The organism is Microbispora triticiradicis (assembly GCF_005864065.1).
GTDB lineage: Bacteria > Actinomycetota > Actinomycetes > Streptosporangiales > Streptosporangiaceae > Microbispora > Microbispora triticiradicis.
The window spans coordinates 420,376-437,101 of the sequence record NZ_VANP01000003.1 but is presented as its reverse complement, the minus strand read 5'-3'; the positions used below and the strand labels follow the sequence as shown (position 1 = coordinate 437,101).

The following is a 16,726-nucleotide window of genomic DNA, read 5'->3' as shown; positions in this document are numbered from 1 at the left end:
ACCGCTTCCTCCGGCTTGGGCCCCAAGCTATAGTCTAGGATTATTAGGAAATCTGCTAGGAAGAGAAGGGTGGCGGGCGTATGGCACGGGCCGGGCTGACGGCGGACCGCGTGACGCTCACCGGCGCCGAACTGGCGGACGAGGTCGGGCTCGAGCACGTGACCATGTCGGCCGTGGCGCGGCGGCTCGGGGTGAAGGACGCCAGCCTCTACGCGCACGTCCGCAGCCTGGAGGACCTGCGCGGGCGGATCGCGCTGCTGGCGGCGGACGAGAAGACCATCCGCATCGCGGAGGCGATCGCCGGGCGGGCCGGCAAGGACGCGCTGGTGGCGTACGCGAACGCCTGGCGCGAGTACGCCCGCGACCACCCGGGCCGCTACACGGCGACGCAGATCCCGATACGGATCGATCCCGAGCTCGTGGCCCGGGCCACCGGCCCGCGACGCGCCGTCGAGCTGACCTACAGCATGCTGCGGGCCTACGCGCTGGACGAACCCGACCTGACCGACGCGGTCCGGCTGATGCGCAGCACGTTCCACGGCTTCACCAGCCTTGAGGCCGCGGGCGGGTTCGCGCACAGCCGCCCGGCGGAGGACTCCTGGGTCCGCTGTCTCGACGCCCTGCACACCCTTCTGACGCACTGGCCCCCGTCCTGACCACCGGCCCCCCTCCTGAACACCCACTCCCGTCCCAGCCACCGGCCCGGACGCGACGAAGGAGACCCGCATGACCAGCCCGACCATCGGCCACCTGCGCGTGGACGGGGCCACCCTGCACTACGAGGTGCGCGGCGAGGGCCCGCTCCTGCTGCTGATCCCCGGCGGCACGGGCGGCGCGGCCTCCTTCGACGGCGTCGCCGACGATCTGGCCACCGGCTACACGGTCGTGTCCTACGACCCGCGCGGCCTGTCCCGCAGCCCTCTTGACGACCCGGAGGCCGAGCAGCGGGTCGCGCAGCACGCCGACGACGCGTTCCGGCTGCTGGAACTGCTGTCTCCGGACGCGCCCGCCCGCGTTGCCGGCTGCAGTTCCGGCGCGATCGTCGCGCTGCACCTGCTGACCACCCATCCCGAGCGGGTCGGACGCGTCGTGGCGCACGAGCCGCCGGTGGTGGAGGTGCTGCCGGACGCCGCCGAGCACCGGGCGCTGCTCGCCCGCGTACGGGACACGTTCCAGCGGGAGGGGCTGATGCCCGCGGCCGCGGTGTTCGCGGCCGGCCTCAGGCGGCCCGGTGCCGATCCCGCCGAGGCCGACACCGCCGCCGTGGACGCCCCCGTCGACCCCCCGAAGCCCGCTGAGCTGCCACCTGAGGCGGCGGCCCGGGTCGAGCGGACGATGGCGGACATGCCCTACTTCCTCGGGCGTATCGTGCCGAGCTTCATGGCCTACACCCCGGCCGTGGACCGCCTGGAGGCCCTGTCCGACCGGCTCGTGCTCGCGGCCGGCGCGGACTCGGCCGGTGAGCTTCCCTACCGCCCCGCCGCCTTCCTGGCCGAGCGGTTCGGCACGCCGCTCGTCCACTTCCCCGGCGGGCACACCGGCCTCAGCACCCACCCCGCCGAGTTCGGCGAGAGGCTCCGCGAGGTGCTGGACGCCTGAATCCCGCACGAATCTTCTGCGATCACCCGTCGGCCGACGGGCGGGTGATCGTACGGACGGATCCGGGCGCCGGACCTCCGCCGCAGCGTGCGGGTCATTACCTACCGGTAGCCAGAGGCGGTCCTCCGGAATATTCTTCCGGCATGGGTGCCATGAATCGGCTGCTCGACGCGGCCATGGTCGAGCGGATTCTCACACACGTCTCCTCCGAGGGTAAGACGCGGGAGATCTTCGCGCCCTTCACCGGCGAGCTCCTCGCCGAGGTCCCGATCTCCGCGCCCGAGGACGTCCGCGCGGCGTACGACAGGGCCCGGGCGGCACAGGACGCGTGGGCGGCGCTGCCGGTCCGTGAGCGGACCAAGCCCTTCCTGCGGCTGCACGACGCGATACTCGACCGCCGCAGTGAGCTGCTCGACGTCGTGCAGTGGGAGACCGGGAAGGCGCGCCGGCACGCGTACGAGGAGCTCCTCGACGTAGCGGGCTGCGCGCTCTACTTCGCGCGGCGTGCCCCGGGCCTGCTGGAGTCGCAGGGCAGGCAGGGCATCTTCCCGATCGCCACGCGCGCGGCCGAGCTGCGTCACCCCAAGGGCGTGGTCGCGGTGATCAGCCCGTGGAACTACCCCCTGGCCCTGGGGGTGACCGACGTGGTGCCCGCGCTGATCGCGGGCAACGCCGTCGTCCACAAGCCGGACACGCAGACGCCGCTGTCCACGCTGTGGACCGTCGACCTGCTGGCCGAGCTGGGCATGCCGCGCGAAATCTGGCAGGTCGTGCTGGGCGACCCGGAGGACGTCGGCGATCCGCTGCTGGACGGCGCGGACTACGTCGCGTTCACCGGCTCGACGCGCGGCGGGCGCAGGATCGCCGAGGAGGCGGCCAGGCGGCTGGTCGGCTGCTCGCTGGAGCTCGGCGGCAAGAACCCGATGGTCGTGCTGGACGACGCCGACCTCGACGTGGCCGCCCAGGGTGCGATCAGGGCCTGCTTCACCAACGCCGGGCAGCTCTGCATCTCGATGGAGCGGCTCTACGTGCACGAGTCGGTCGCCGACCCCTTCCGCGACAAGTTCGTCCGGGCGGCGGAGAACATGAAGATCGGCGCCGGTCTCGACTGGGACGTCCAGATGGGCTCGCTCACCCACCGGCGGCAGGTCGACGCGGTCTCCGCGCACGTCGCCGACGCGGTCGCCAAGGGCGCGACCGTGCTGACCGGCGGTCGTCCCCGCCCCGACCTCGGCCCGCTGTTCTACGAGCCGACGATCCTGGAGGGCGTCACCGAGGACATGGCCGTCTGCCGGGACGAGACGTTCGGGCCGGTCGTGTCGCTCTACCGCTTCAGGGACGAGGACGAGGCGGTCCACGCGGCCAACGACACGGCGTACGGGCTGAACGCGTCGATCTGGACCGGGGACGTCGCGCGGGGCCGCCGTCTCGCGGCCCGGATCAAGGCGGGCACCGTCAACATCAACGAGGGGTACGCCTCGGCGTACGCGTCCTACGACGCGCCGATGGGCGGGATGAAGTCGTCCGGCCTCGGCCGCCGCCACGGCTCGGAGGGCCTGCTGAAGTACACCGAGGTGCAGACGGTGGCCAGCCAGGCCACCTGGCTGGGCTTCGAGCCGATCCTCGGCATGACCTACGAGAGGTACGCCGACACGCTCGCCGGGCTGCTCAAGACCATGAAGCGCCTGCACCTCAAGTGAGAAAGGGCAGGGCGTTGGACTACGACGTCGCGGTGATCGGGTCGGGGTTCGGCGGGAGCGTGGCCGCGCTGCGGCTCAGCGAGAAGGGCTACACGGTCGGCGTCCTGGAGGCCGGCCGGAGGTTCGACGAGACGACCCTGCCGAAGACCTCCTGGCGGGTCAGGGACTTCCTGTGGGCCCCCGCGCTCGGGCTCAGGGGCATCCAGCGCATCCACGTCCTGCGCGGGACGAACGGCGTGATGGTGCTGGCCGGCGCCGGGGTCGGCGGCGGCTCGCTCGTCTACGCCAACACCCTCTACCAGCCGCTCGATCCGTTCTTCCGCGATCCCCAGTGGGCGCACATCACCGACTGGAAGGCCGAGCTCGGGCCGTACTACGACCAGGCCAGGCGGATGCTCGGCGTGGTGGAGAACCCGACCGTCACCGCCGCCGACGAGGTCATGCAGAAGGTCGCCGAGCGGATGGGCGTCGGCCACACCTTCCGCCTCGCCCCCGTCGGGGTGTTCTTCGGCGAGCCCGGGGCCGAGGTCGACGATCCCTACTTCGGCGGCGTGGGACCGCGCCGCCGCGGCTGCGTCGAGTGCGGCGAGTGCATGACCGGCTGCCGACACGGCGCCAAGAACATGCTGACCAAGAACTACCTCCACCTGGCCGAGAAGGCCGGGGCGAGGGTCCACCCGGAGACCACGGTGACCGGCGTGCGCCCGATCGAGGGCGGCTACGCGATCACGGTGCGGCGGACCGGCCCGTTCGGGCGCACCCGCACCCTGACCGCCGCGCAGGTGGTCTTCGCCGCCGGGACGTACGGCACCCAGCACCTGCTGCACCGGCTCAGGGCGACCACGCTGCCGCGTATCTCCCCCCGGCTCGGCGCGCTGACCAGGACGAACTCCGAGGCCCTACTCGGGTTCGAGCGGCCGGACACCAAGGGTGTGAAGCTCAACCGGGGCGTGGCGATCACCTCCTCGATCCACCCCGACGCCGAGACGCACATCGAGCCGGTCCGGTACGGCGACGGCTCCAACGTGATGGGCCTGTTGCGTACGCTGCTGGTCGACGGCGGCGGCCGGGCCCCGCGCTGGCTGGGGTTCCTCGGGGCGGCGCTGCGCCGCCCGCACCTGCTGCTCCGGCTGTTCAACCACCGCAGGTGGTCGGAGCGCGCGGTGATCGCCCTGGTGATGCAGGCCAAGGACAACTCGATCACGCTCTCGCTCAGAGGCGGCAGGCTCAGGGCGGGTCCGGGCCACGGCGAGCCCAACCCCACCTGGATCCCCGCGGGGCACCGGGCCGTGCGCCTCGCGGCCGAGGAGATCGGCGGCCTGCCGGGCGGCTCCTGGCTCGACCTCTTCGACATCCCGGCGACCGCGCACTTCCTCGGCGGCTGCGCGATCGGCGACTCGCCCGAGACCGGGGTCGTCGACCCCTACCACCGCGTCTACGGGTACGAGGGCCTGCACGTCGTGGACGGCTCGGCCGTCTCGGCCAACCTCGGCGTGAACCCCTCGCTGACGATCACCGCCCAGGCCGAGCGGGCGATGGCGCTGTGGCCCAACAAGGGCGAGCCCGACCCGCGTCCCGCCCCCGGCTCGCCGTACCGGCGGGTCGCGCCGGTGCGGCCGGTCAGGCCGGTGGTGCCCGCCGCCGCGCCGGGCGCCCTCCGCCTGCCGATCGCCGGCGTCACCCACGGCGGCGTCACCCACGGCGGCGAGGCCCCGCGCGACGGCACGTCCTGACCCACCTCTCCGCCGGCCGTATGCCGCCGCCCGCCGGGGACGGCGTACCCCCCGGCGCGGACGGCGGGCGTGGGAGGAGTGAGCGCGGGCGGGGCGGGCGCGGGCGGGGCGCGTCACCGCGCCGATAGACTGGCGTCACCGCCTCGCAGCCTTCTTGGGGGTCCCTTCCAGTGTCCGACTTCGACACCGTCCTCGTCGTGGACTTCGGCGCGCAGTACGCGCAGCTGATCGCGCGACGGGTGCGTGAGTGCCACGTCTACTCCGAGATCGTCCCTTCGACGATGCCGGTCTCCGAGATGCTGGAAAGGAAGCCCAAGGCCATCATCCTGTCCGGCGGCCCGTCGTCGGTGTACGCCGAGGGCGCCCCGCCCGTGCCGGACGGCCTGTTCGAGACCGGGGTGCCGACCTTCGGCATCTGCTACGGCTTCCAGGCCATGGCCAGGGCCCTCGGCGGCGAGGTCGCCAAGACCGGCGCCGCCGAGTTCGGCGGGACCTCGCTCGAGGTCCTTCAGGAGGGCCTGCTGTTCGCCGGGCTGCCCGTCGCGCAGACGGTCTGGATGTCGCACGGCGACTCGGTGGTCGGCGCTCCGGCCGGGTTCACCGTCACCGCCGCCACCTCCGCCACCCCGGTCGCCGCGATGGAGGACCCCTCCCGCGGCCTGTACGGCGTGCAGTTCCATCCCGAGGTGCTGCACTCCGAGCACGGGCAGCAGGTGCTCAAGCACTTCCTGGAGGCGGCCGGCTGCCGCCCCTCGTGGACCATGCTCAACATCGTCGAGGACGCCGTGGAGGCCGTGCGCGCCCAGGTGGGCGAGGGCCGGGCGGTCTGCGGGCTGTCGGGCGGCGTCGACTCCGCCGTGGCCGCCGCGATCGTCCAGCGGGCCATCGGCGACCGGCTGACCTGCGTCTTCGTCGACCACGGCCTGCTGCGCAAGGGCGAGGCCGAGCAGGTCGAGCGCGACTTCGTCGAGGCCACCGGCGTCAAACTGCGGGTCGTGGACGCCTCCGAGCGCTTCCTCAAGGCCCTGTCGGGAGTGACCGACCCCGAGGAGAAGCGCAAGATCATCGGCCGGGAGTTCATCCGGGTCTTCGAGGACGAGGCCCGCGCGATCATCGCCGACGGGCCGGTGGACTTCCTCGTCCAGGGCACCCTCTATCCGGACGTCGTGGAGTCGGGCGGCGGCACCGGAACCGCCAACATCAAGTCCCACCACAACGTCGGCGGGCTCCCCGACGATCTGAAGTTCCAGCTGGTCGAGCCGTTGCGCACATTGTTCAAGGACGAGGTGCGGCGGGCCGGCGAGGAGCTCGGCCTGCCCCCGGCGATGGTCTGGCGTCAGCCGTTCCCCGGGCCCGGCCTCGGCATCCGGATCATCGGCGAGGTCACCCGCGAGCGCCTCGACCTGCTGCGCGAGGCCGACGCCATCGCCCGTGAGGAGCTGACCCGCGCCGGTCTCGACCGCGACATCTGGCAGTGCCCGGTCGTGCTGCTGGCCGACGTCCGCTCGGTCGGCGTGCAGGGCGACGGCCGCACCTACGGCCATCCGGTCGTCCTGCGCCCGGTGACCTCCGAGGACGCGATGACCGCCGACTGGTCGCGGGTGCCGTACGACGTGCTGGCCCGCATCTCCACCCGGATCACCAACGAGGTGCGGGAGGTCAACCGGGTGGTGCTCGACGTGACGAGCAAGCCGCCGGGCACCATTGAATGGGAGTGACCGGTAATAACCGGTGTGAATCCGGCGCGGCCGGATAGTGTGGCGCGGTGACTGCCACAGAGCGCGAGACCCCGCGGCCCGGCACCACGCCACCGCACCCTGCGCAACGCCCCGCCGAACAGGCCGCCGAACGCCCCGCCGGGGCCGGTCGGCTGGCCTGGCTGGACGCGCTGCGCGGGATCGGGGCGATGGCGGTGGTCGCCGAGCACGCGCTGCCCTGGGTGATGCCGTCGCTCCGCCCCTACTGGTTCAGCCTCGGCATGTACGGCGTGCTGGTCTTCTTCCTGGTCAGCGGGTACATCATCCCCGCGTCTCTGGAGAAGAGGGGCGACGTGGGCGCGTTCTGGATCAGCCGGGTCTTCCGCCTCTATCCGCTCTATCTGCTGGTGATCGCCGTCGTGCTGGTCATGGCGATCTGGGTGCCGGTGCGCCAGGAGGTGCCCCGCCACCCCTCGGCCGTGGCAGCGCACCTGAGCATGCTGCTCGACGTCGTCCACGTCGGCGCTGTCGCCGACCCGATGTGGACGCTGTCGTACGAGATGGTGTTCTACCTGCTGGTGACCGCGTTGTTCGCGGGCGGGATGCACCGGCGCAGCGGGGCGCTGGCGATCGTCTTCGGGGTGGTCGCCGTCGTCGCCGGACTGGTGCTCTCGGCGCCGCTGCTGCCCGGTCACTGGCCGGCCGTCGCGGCCTGCGTGGTCTTCGTCGCGGGCCTGGCCTGCCTGGTCATCGGCCGGTTCCGCACTGCCGCGGCGTACGCGCTGGGCCTGATGGCGCTCGTGCTGCTGCTGTTCGGCAGCTTCGTGCCGTGGTTCGGCGCGGCCATCCTCGCGGTGATGTTCACGGGGACCGCGCTGTACCGCTGGGAGCGGGGCACGGCCGGGCTCGGCCCGGTCGTGGCCGCGGCGGTCCTCGTGGCCGCCGCGCCCGTATGGTCGGTGCAGGCCGGCTGGTGGTGGGTGCAGCCCGACGTGTGGATCACCACGATCGTGCTCGCCGGGGTGACGTTCGCGATCGGCATGGCGCTGCGCGGCAGACGCGTACCCGGCGTGCTGACCTGGCTCGGCCTGATCAGCTATTCGGTGTACCTGCTGCACCATCCGCTGCTGAGGTATCTCAACGCGCTCGTCGGGGACCTGAAGTCGGTGACCGACCCCGGCCGGGCGGTCCTCACGCTCGGCTACCTCGCCGGGACGCTCACGCTGAGCTGGCTGACCTACCGCTTCGTGGAGTCGCCGGCCCAGCGCCTGGGCCGGCGGTTCACTCGACGGTCATCGTCATCGAGTCACGCGACGGGTCGGGATATACCTGTCCCGGGATGAGCTCCTCGCCCTCCAGCAGGGTGGACACGGTCACGAAGTGGTAGCCCTGCGCGGTCAGCTCCTTGAGCACCTTCGGCATCGACTCCACGGTCTCCTTGACCGTCTCGTGCATCAGGACGACCTCGCCCTCCCCGGCGATCTCCAGGGCGCGTGAGGTGAGGAAGTCCACGTTCCGGTAGTCCTTGATGTAGTCCTTCGTGGCGGTCGTGCCCGGGATCTGAATGAGCCCGAACTTGGCGGTGAGCTCCTCCACGCCGCCGTTGCGCAGCCCGCCGGGCGCGCGGAAGACCACCGGCGCCTTCCCGGTCGTCTTCGTGATCAGCCGCTGGGTGTCGCCGATCTTCTTGTTGATCTCGGCGTACGTGAGCTCGGTCAGATACCTGCCGTCCCACGAGTGGTTGCCGATCTCGTGACCGGCCTTGGCGATGGCCTGGGTGAGCTTCGGGTGCTTCTTCACCTCGGAGCCGATCAGGAAGAACGTGGCCTTCGCCTTATACGTGGCGAGGGTCTTCAGCAGTGTCTGGTTGTACTGCCCCGGACCATCGTCGAAGGTCAGGGCGATGCACTTGTGGGTCGCGCAGAACGGCTCACGGGCCGCGCGAGCGTGGGCGGGGGCGGGGAGGGCGGCGGCCGTCGCGAGGGCGCACGCGACCGCGAGGGGGATCAGACGACGTACGGCCATGGGGGTACTCCTCGGGAATCTACAACGCGGCATCGTAACGCGTCTCGTGCCACTTCCTCCGTTGCAGTCCGATTACGTCTCGTGTGAGAACCCCGCGCCGGGACCCGGCGGGAGGATTAAACCTTCGGCCAAGGAAGGGACTAAGGCGGCACCCGCACGGGTGCGGTTCGCGATGCTGGGCCGGTCGGATGAGGAACCGCGCAGCGTGAGGAGGGCGGGTGAGGCGAGCCGCCACCCGGTCGGCGTGGGGGACGTGGATCGGGTTCGAATCCTGTCCGTCGCTGCTCGGCCGCCTCGTCGAGGGCTTCTCCGGCCCGTGGACGCCGCTGGAGCATCTTCCCGTCCCCGCGCCCGCGCAGGAGATCGTGCCCGCACAGGAGACGGCGTCCCTGCCGGAGAGCGCGTCCGTGCGGGAGACAGCGTCCGTGCGGGCGGCAGCATTCGTGCGGGAGACGGTGTCCGTGCCGGAGACCGGGCCTGTGCAGGAGACGGGGTGCGTGGTGCTCGCGGCACGGTCCCCGGCCGACCTGCGCAGGGCCGTGCCGCTGCGGGTCCTGCTGCCGCGGGCGCCGCGCGTGCGGATCGCCGTCGCGGACGTGCCGCCCTGGGCGGGCCGGCCGCTGCCGGCCGCCGGGCAGGCCCCCTGCTGGCGCCTGCTGACCGGGCTGCGGGTCGCCCGCCGCGGGCGCGGCTGGCACCTGGAGGCCGCCTTCTCCGAGCCCGTCGCCGCCGGGGAGATCCTGGCCCACGTCGCGTACGGCCTCTTCGGCGCGGCCGGGACCACCACGCCCGTGGCCGGGCTGGCGGGCGCGGACGCGGCCGACTGGCGGCCCGGCGACGCCAACGCCACCCTCGCGCCCGCTGACGGCCCGGTGCCGGACCGCCGCGACGCCCCCGGCTGCGATGTGCTGGTGCGCGCCGGCGCGTCCCGCGTCCCACCGGTGGACGAGGCCGTCGTCAACCCGATCGGGTTCCGGCCGCACCCCGAGGAGGGAGTCGCGGAGCTCACGCCGCACCGGGACGGGTTCGCCGTCACCTGCGGCCCCACCACTCTCGTACGGCTGCCGCCCGGCGGGCGCGTCACGGACGTGGACGTCGCCCGCCTGCGCGACGTCCGGGGGGTCGCGGTGCCGGCCTCTGCCGGGCCCGCTTCCGCCGGGCCCGCGCCGGTCATGGCGCGCGTCGTGGCCGCGCTGGCGGCCGCCGGGATCCCGGTGCTCACCGAGCCCGACCCGGCGCGTGACGAGGCGCTGGGCCCCCCGCTCACCGCCGCCCTCGCCGCCGTGACCCCCGAGGCGCTCGCGTCCGACCTGCGCCGGGAGGAGATCAGCATCCGGCTGCGCAGGACCGCGCTGCGCGAGCACGGCTCGGTCGCGTGCTGGCGGCGGCTCGCCGCGGACGCCGGCCTGTCGGTGCCGCCGGCACCACGGGTGTCGATCCTGCTCTGCACCCGCCGCCCGGAGATGCTCCCCTTCGCCTTCGAGCAGATGGAGCGCCAGCGCGGCATGACGGCCGAACTGATCGTGGGGCTCCACGGCTTCACCGCGCGGGAGGCGCCGCTTCCCCGTACGCCGCTGCCGGTCACCGTGATCGAGGCGCCCGCGACGACACCGTTCGGCGAGGTCCTGAACCGGATGGCGGCCGCCGCGTCCGGGTCGTACCTCGCGAAGGTGGACGACGACGACTGGTACGGCCCCGACCACCTCGCCGATCTCCTGCTCGCCCGGCTCTACAGCGGCGCCGACCTGGTCGGGTCGGCCGCAGAGTTCGTCTACCTGGAGCAACTCGACGTGACGATCAGGCGGTGCATCGGCACCGAGCGCTTCGCGCCGCTGGTGGCCGGGGGGACGATGCTGGTCACCCGGGCCGCGTTCGAGGCGGCCGGCGGCTTCCGGCCGCTGCCGAGGACGGTCGACGGCCAGCTTCTGCAGGCCGTCGAGGCGGCGGGCGGCCGCATCTACCGCACCCACGGGTTCGGCTACGTGCTGCGCCGCCGCAGCGCGTACGGCCACACCTGGCGCCAGCCGGTGCAGTCGTTCCTCGCGTCCTACCAGGAGCAGTGGCGCGGGCTGGTCTTCAACGGACTGATGAAGGACGGTGCCCAATGGCGGGCGGAGGTGAGGACGTGACGGGGGGCGTGCGCATCCCGCTCAACGACTACGGGGTGCTCGGGCAGCCGCCTGCGCCGGGGGAGTGGACCCCCACGCTCACGGTGAGCGTGGTCATCCCCGCCCACCGTGCGGAGCACACGCTGCCGCTGACCCTGGCGAGCCTGGCCCGGCAGACCTACCCGGCCCACCTGACGGAGGTCGTGGTGGTGGACGACGGCGAGCGGCCCGCGCCGCCGCCATCCGTCCCGTCCGCCGAGCCGTCCACCGGCCCCTCCACCGCGCCCCGCGCTGAACCCTCGCCCGACGCCTGGCCCGTGCCGGAGCGGCTGCGGGTGGTCCGCCCGCGCGACGGGGCGTGGGGGAGGGCGAGCGCCTGCGCGGCCGGGGCGGAGGCGGCCGAGGGCCAGGTGATCCTCTATCTCGACGCCGACCTCGTGCTGTTCCCCGAGCACGTCGAGGCACAGATGCGCTGGCACCACCTCGCGGACCACCTGGTCGTGCTCGGGCACCTGAGGTTCGTGCCGGGCCTGGACGAGATCCCGGCGAGCGAGGTGCTCGCCGCCGTCGAGGCGGGCACGGTGGACAAGCTGTTCGCCGAGGAGGACACCACCCCGCAGTGGACCGAGGGGCGCTGGGACCAGACCGACGACCTGCGCGCGGCGGGCTTCACCGCGTTCTCCGTCATGGTCGGGGCCACGGCGTCGCTGCCCGCGGCGCTGCTGCGGGCCGCCGGGGGTCTGGACGCGTCGCTCGTCCTCGGGGAGGACACCGAACTGGGCTACCGGCTCGCCCAGGCGGGGGCCGTCTTCGTGCCCGACCGCCGGGCCCGGTGCTGGCACCTCGGCCGCTCGACGGTGATGCGCCGCGAGCCGGAGGTGAAGCGGCACAACTGGCCCTACCTGGCCGAACGCGTGCCCGTCTTCCGCTGGCTGCGCAGGCATCCCCACCGCACCTACCTCGTGCCGTACGTCGAGGTCGTGGTCGCCGCGGAGGACGCCTCGTTCGAGGAGGTCAGGGCGACGGTCGACGGCGTGCTCGCGGGGCGCCTGCCGGACGTGCGGGTTACCGTGACCGGGCCGTGGGGCCGGCTCCGCGGCGGGCGGCGGGACCCGCTCGGGGATCCGTCGCTCGACCTGCGCCTGATGCTGGCCTGCTACGAGGGCGAGCCCCGGGTCCGGTTCCGGGAGACCGTGCCGGACGACTGCTTCCCGGTGCCGTTCCGCTTCCACTGCCCGCCGGGCTGGGTCCCGTCGCGCGGCACCATCGGGGCGGTCGTCAAGCATGCCGACCGGCAGCGGCTGGGGATCGTCTCCCTCGCCCTGGACGAACGGGAGGACGGCGAGGTCGTCCACGCCCGGCTGGAGCGCACGGCCGCCGTCACCCGCGCCCGCCGCTGCGCCCGGCCGGGAGACGACCTCGACGACCTCATCCACGAGATGTTCGGCACGGTGTGGGACGCCGGCGACAAGTGGGGGCTCCTGCCCGCGGAGAGCGCGGCGAGTGCGGGGAGCGCCGGTGGCACCGGTGGTGCCGGGAGCACGGGGAAGGCCGGGGGCGCCGCCCCACCTGGTCCGGGCCGCGCCTGGACGGGTGGTTCCGGTACCTCGCCGGGCGCCGGGGGCAGTTCCGGTCGTTCCGGGTTGGGCCGTTCCCGGTCCGGTCGTTCGGGGTCCGAAGGTTCCTGGGCCGGTCGTCTCGGGCTCCGCCGTTCCGGGTCCGGTCGTTCGGGGTCCGAAGGTTCCTGGGCCGGTCGTCTCGGGCTCCGCCGTTCCGGCTCCCGTCGTTTCGGGGGCCGTCGTTTCGGGGCACGGCCGCTGCGCCGTACCGCCCGCCTGCTGCGCCGGCGCCTGCGCGCCCTCGTGCGAAAGGACCGCCCGTGCCCCGCATCAGTGTGATCGTCCCGATCTACGACGTGGAACCGTACCTCGCCGCCTGCCTGGCCTCGGTCGCCGCGCAGACCTGGGAGGACGTCGAGGTCGTCATGGTCGACGACGGATCGCCCGACGGCAGCGCCGGCATCGCCGCCGGATTCGCCGCGAGGGACGCGCGGTTCCGGCTGGTCCGGCAGGCCAACGCCGGGCTCGGCGCGGCACGCAACACGGGGGTGCGCCACGCGACCGGGGACCACCTCATGTTCCTCGACAGCGACGACCTGCTGCCCGCGCACGCCCTCGAATACCTCCTGGCGTCCCTGGAGCGGACCGGGTCCGACCTCGCCACCGGCAACGTGCTGCGGCTGGACGGCCGGGGCGCCCGCCAGTCGGCCATGCACCGGCCCGTCTTCGCCGACGCGGCGGACGCCACCCACATCACCCGCAGGCACGCGCTGCTGCGCGACCGGCTGGTCACCAACAAGCTCTGGCGCCGGTCGTTCTGGGACGCCCACGGCTTCGCCTTTCCCGAGGGCGTGCTGTACGAGGACATCGCGGTGGCGTTGCGCGCCCACTTCCTGGCGCGGTCGGTCGACGTGCTGCCCGCCCCGGTCTACCTCTGGCGGCGGCGCGAGGCCGGCGGACCCTCGGCGACTCCCTCGGCGGTTCCTTCGACCGCTCCTTCGATCACGCAGGACAAGACCCGGGCCGGGCATCTGGAGGGCCGGTTCGCCGCCGTCACCGAGGTGCGCCGTTTCCTGAGCGAGCACAACTTCACCGCGCACATCCACGCCTGGGACCACGCCGTTCTCGACGCAGACCTGACGAACTTCCTCGACGTGCTGGACCAGGGGTCCCGCGCCTTCCAGCACCACTTCCTCGACCTCGCCGGCCGCTATCTCGAGGAGGTGGCGCAGTGCGTCCTCGACGACCTGCCCGCCCTGCGGCGGGTGGAGTGGCATCTGGTGCGGGAACGCCGCCTGGCCGACCTGCTGGACGTCCTCGCCTGGGACCGGGAGGTGGAGCCCGACCGGCGGCTCGTCCGCAGGATGGGCGGTTACCACCTGAACGTCCCCCTCACGCGCGTCTCCGGGCGTGACCCTGTGCGCGACTCCGCGCGCGACATCCCGGCCGCCGTCACCAGGGCCAGGGACGAACTCGTCCCCCGGCACCGCATCGACGCGATCCGGTGGGAGGACGGCGCGCTCGTGATCGAGGGCCGCACGGCTCCGCCGTACCTCCGTCCGACCCGGCGCATCCACCAGCAGGTCTTCGCCGCGCTCGTCCACGAACGGACCGGCCGCCGGATCCGGGTCCCGGCCGCCGTGACCAGGGCCCGGGTGTCGGCGAAGGGCGCGGAACGGGACTGGGGCGGTTTCCGGATCACGATCGACCCCGCGGCGCTCGCCCGGCCCGGCAGGCTCGGACGGTGGCACGTCGAGCTCCGGGTCCTCCACCGGGGCGTCGTCCGGCGCGGGCGGCTGTCAGATCCGCGCGCCTCCACGTCCATGGCGGAGGAGGCGGGCTACCGGAGCGCCGGCCCCGACCACTACGTCGCCCCGCTGCTCGGCGAGACGGGCGACCTGGTCCTGCGCGCCGGACGGGAGACCGCTCGGGTGGTCACCGGCGAGGTACGCGACGGCCGCCTGCGGCTTGTGGGACACGTCGTCAACGACCTCGGCCCGTGCCCGGAGCTCCAGGTCACCCGGCGCCCCGGAGGCGTGCCCCGCACGTACCCCGTGAACGTCGACCGGCGCACGTTCGAGGCCGTGGTCGATCTGCGCGACCTGCTGCCCGCGTCCCGCCACACGGTGCCGCCGGAGGTCGCCGTGCCGTACACGTGCTGGGAGGTCGAGGTGCGCGCCGCGGGAGGTGAGGCGACGCCGGTGACCGTCGCCGACGACGTGCCCCTCGGCCGGTACGGCCTGGCCGGCCGGGAGATCGTCGTGTTCCGTGACCGGACCGGCGGCCTGGTGCTGCGCGACCAGCCCATGGCGGCCTACGCCGACCTCGCCGAGTGGCTGCCCGCCGGGCGAGGAGGAGGAGGCGAACTGCTCGTCGAGGGCGGGTTCGCCGTGCCGCACGAGGTGTCCGCGCTGGTGGTGACCGCGCTCGACCCCGTACTCACCGGGTACGGCGAGTGGTCGCTGCCGATCGAGGGCTCCGGAACCCGGTTCCGCGCGCGGCTCACGCCCGAGGAGGTCGCCGGCCCGGCCGGGCGGCTGCCGCTGCCACGCGGGCGGTACGCGCTGTCGGTCCGCGCCCGCCCGGTTCCGGACCCCCAGGCGTCGGCCGGGGCGGCCGGACGGCCGGGTTCGCCGGAGCCGCTGGGGCCACTTGCGCCGGTCGTGCCGGTCGTGCCGGTCGTGCCGCTGAGGCCGATCGCGCCCCTGGAACCGACAGCGCCTGGAGAGCCGCTGGGGCCGGTGTGGCCGATCGAGCGGGCCGAGCCGGTGGACCTGCCCCTGGAGTTCGACACCGACGTGCCGGCGATCCACCAGACGGCCCGCCGTACGTTCGGGATCGTCGTGCCGGGTCCGGGCCGCGCCGTGCTGACGGTCAGCGGCGACCTGACCGCCGACGAGCGGGGAAAGAGGGCCCAGCGGACGCTGCGCACGCGGACGTACCCGCAGATGCGGGGACGGCCGCTGCGGGAGGCCGTCCTGTTCGAAGGAGGAGGCGGCACGCGTTTCGGCGGCAGCCCGAGGGCGGTGTGCGAGGAACTGCGGCGGCGCGGGACGGACCTGCCGTTGCTGTGGAGCGTGCGGGATGGTCAGGTCGCCCTTCCGGACGACGTCGAACCGGTGCGGACGCTGGGACGGGAGCACTACGAGGCCCTCGCCCGATGCCGCTACATCGTCACCGACGCGCCGTTGCCCGCCTGGTTCGAGCGCAGGCCGGGTCAGGTGGTGGTCCAGACCTGGCAGGGCCCGGCGACCGCACTCGCCCTCGCCACGCCCACCGCCACGCCCACCGCCACGCCCACCGCCGGTCCGCCCGCCGGGCGACCGCCCGGCGCCGTGAGTTGCGTGGCCGACGCCGGGGACGGCGTCGCGGGCGCCGGACGGAGGGCCTGCGCCGACGACTCCGTGGCTACTCCGGGGGACGGCGTCGCGGGCCACGCGACCGGATGGCCGGGCGGCGCGGAGGACGGCCCCGGAGGCGACTTCGGGGCGGACCAGTGGACCCACCTCGTCAGCCCGGGTCCCTGGTGGACGCCCTGGCTGCGGCGGACGTCCGGCTTCGAGGGGGAGGTCCTGGAGACCGGCCTGCCGGGTGACGACCTGCTGGCCGGCCCCGGCGCCCGCGAACGCGCCGCCGAGGTGCGGTGCCGTCTCGGCCTGCGGGAGGGCTGTACGGCCGTGCTGTACGTGCCGGGGGAGCACGTCGCGCTCGACCCCGGCCGTCTCGCCGCCGCCCTTCCGGACGACTGCGTACTGCTGGTCCGCGGGCCGTCGCCGGCCGCCGCCCGGCCCTTCGCCCGTTCTCACGCGCGCTCCTCGGGCGGCTCTCCAATCGGCTCCTCCGGTGGGGCCACCGATCTCGGACGGGGGTCGTGGGGAAGGGCAGGCGGTGTCGTGGACGTCACCGGCCATCCGGATCCGCAGGAGTTGTTCCTCGCCGCCGACGTCCTGGTGACCGGGGACGTCGCGGCGATGGTCGAGTTCGCGGTCACGGGGCGTCCGATGCTCCTCCACCCCGGCGCGCCACACGACCTGTGCCTCCATCCGGAGGCGCCGGGCCCGACGCTGCGCGGCGCCGACGAGGTGGCCGAGGCGCTCACCCGCCTGGACGAGATCGCCGACAAGCACCGGGACGCGCTCGGCGCGTTCCTCCGCAGGTACCGTCCCGCGATCGACGGGCACGCCGCCGCCCGGCTCGTGGACCTCGTGTTCCGCTGAGCCCGGCGATGGCGGTATCCGGCGCCCGTCGATCGGCCGGATGGTCAAGGATGTGCCAAGGAACCGTAAGGCAATTGAGATCGGCGGG

At 73.7% G+C, this 16,726-nt stretch carries 10 protein-coding genes; 9 read left to right on the top strand and 1 reads right to left on the bottom strand.

Annotated features, from left to right (window positions below):
- Window positions 1-80: 80 nt before the first annotated feature.
- The 6 genes from FED44_RS10000 (at window position 81) to FED44_RS09975 (ending at window position 8,072) form a co-directional block, all read left to right on the top strand.
- Window positions 81-656: a TetR/AcrR family transcriptional regulator gene (locus FED44_RS10000; protein WP_117408219.1), complete on the top strand. Its 576-nt coding sequence runs from the start codon at window positions 81-83 to the stop codon at window positions 654-656.
- A gap of 70 nt (window positions 657-726) precedes the next feature.
- A complete protein-coding gene (locus FED44_RS09995) occupies window positions 727-1,599 on the top strand; it encodes an alpha/beta fold hydrolase (protein ID WP_138460478.1) in 873 nt (290 codons plus the stop codon).
- Window positions 1,600-1,742: 143 nt separating this feature from the next.
- The gene (locus FED44_RS09990; RefSeq protein WP_138460477.1) at window positions 1,743-3,299 is read left to right on the top strand and encodes a succinic semialdehyde dehydrogenase; all 1,557 of its coding nucleotides are present in this window, start codon (window positions 1,743-1,745) and stop codon (window positions 3,297-3,299) included.
- Entirely contained in the window at window positions 3,296-5,032 is a 1,737-nt protein-coding gene (locus tag FED44_RS09985) for a GMC family oxidoreductase (RefSeq protein ID WP_279633862.1), read from the top strand. Before FED44_RS09990 ends, FED44_RS09985 begins: the two co-directional genes overlap by 4 nt.
- A 170-nt stretch (window positions 5,033-5,202) precedes the next feature.
- The gene (guaA, locus tag FED44_RS09980; protein WP_117408215.1) at window positions 5,203-6,750 is read left to right on the top strand and encodes a glutamine-hydrolyzing GMP synthase; all 1,548 of its coding nucleotides are present in this window, start codon (window positions 5,203-5,205) and stop codon (window positions 6,748-6,750) included.
- A gap of 47 nt (window positions 6,751-6,797) precedes the next feature.
- Entirely contained in the window at window positions 6,798-8,072 is a 1,275-nt protein-coding gene (locus FED44_RS09975) for an acyltransferase family protein (RefSeq protein WP_244301821.1), read from the top strand.
- Here FED44_RS09975 and FED44_RS09970 read toward each other — a convergent pair.
- Window positions 8,011-8,754 carry a polysaccharide deacetylase family protein gene (locus tag FED44_RS09970; protein ID WP_165900777.1) on the bottom strand — a complete coding sequence of 248 codons (744 nt, stop codon included), beginning with the start codon at window positions 8,752-8,754 and terminating at the stop codon, window positions 8,011-8,013. The genes FED44_RS09975 and FED44_RS09970 overlap by 62 nt on opposite strands.
- Before the next feature lie 218 nt (window positions 8,755-8,972).
- On the opposite strand from FED44_RS09970, the gene FED44_RS09965 reads away from it, so the two are divergent.
- From FED44_RS09965 to FED44_RS09955, 3 genes are read left to right on the top strand one after another with little or no spacing between them, the layout of a single operon-like run.
- A complete protein-coding gene (locus tag FED44_RS09965) occupies window positions 8,973-10,883 on the top strand; it encodes a glycosyltransferase family protein (protein ID WP_138460475.1) in 1,911 nt (636 codons plus the stop codon).
- Window positions 10,880-12,760, top strand: a complete 1,881-nt coding sequence (locus FED44_RS09960) for a glycosyltransferase (RefSeq protein ID WP_167521439.1) — start codon at window positions 10,880-10,882, stop codon at window positions 12,758-12,760. The genes FED44_RS09965 and FED44_RS09960 overlap by 4 nt, the downstream gene beginning before the upstream one ends.
- Window positions 12,742-16,638: a bifunctional glycosyltransferase/CDP-glycerol:glycerophosphate glycerophosphotransferase gene (locus FED44_RS09955; RefSeq protein ID WP_167521438.1), complete on the top strand. Its 3,897-nt coding sequence runs from the start codon at window positions 12,742-12,744 to the stop codon at window positions 16,636-16,638. The genes FED44_RS09960 and FED44_RS09955 overlap by 19 nt, the downstream gene beginning before the upstream one ends.
- The last annotated feature ends 88 nt before the right edge of the window (window positions 16,639-16,726 follow it).

What these genes read in the sequence shown, in the direction of transcription:
- FED44_RS09990 (WP_138460477.1), top strand. Translation starts at nt 1,743, where the DNA reads ATGGGTGCCATGAATCGGCTGCTCGACGCGGCCATGGTCGAGCGGATT.
- FED44_RS10000 (WP_117408219.1), top strand. Translation starts at nt 81, where the DNA reads ATGGCACGGGCCGGGCTGACGGCGGACCGCGTGACGCTCACCGGCGCC.
- FED44_RS09995 (WP_138460478.1), top strand. Translation starts at nt 727, where the DNA reads ATGACCAGCCCGACCATCGGCCACCTGCGCGTGGACGGGGCCACCCTG.
- FED44_RS09970 (WP_165900777.1), bottom strand. Translation starts at nt 8,754, where the DNA reads ATGGCCGTACGTCGTCTGATCCCCCTCGCGGTCGCGTGCGCCCTCGCG.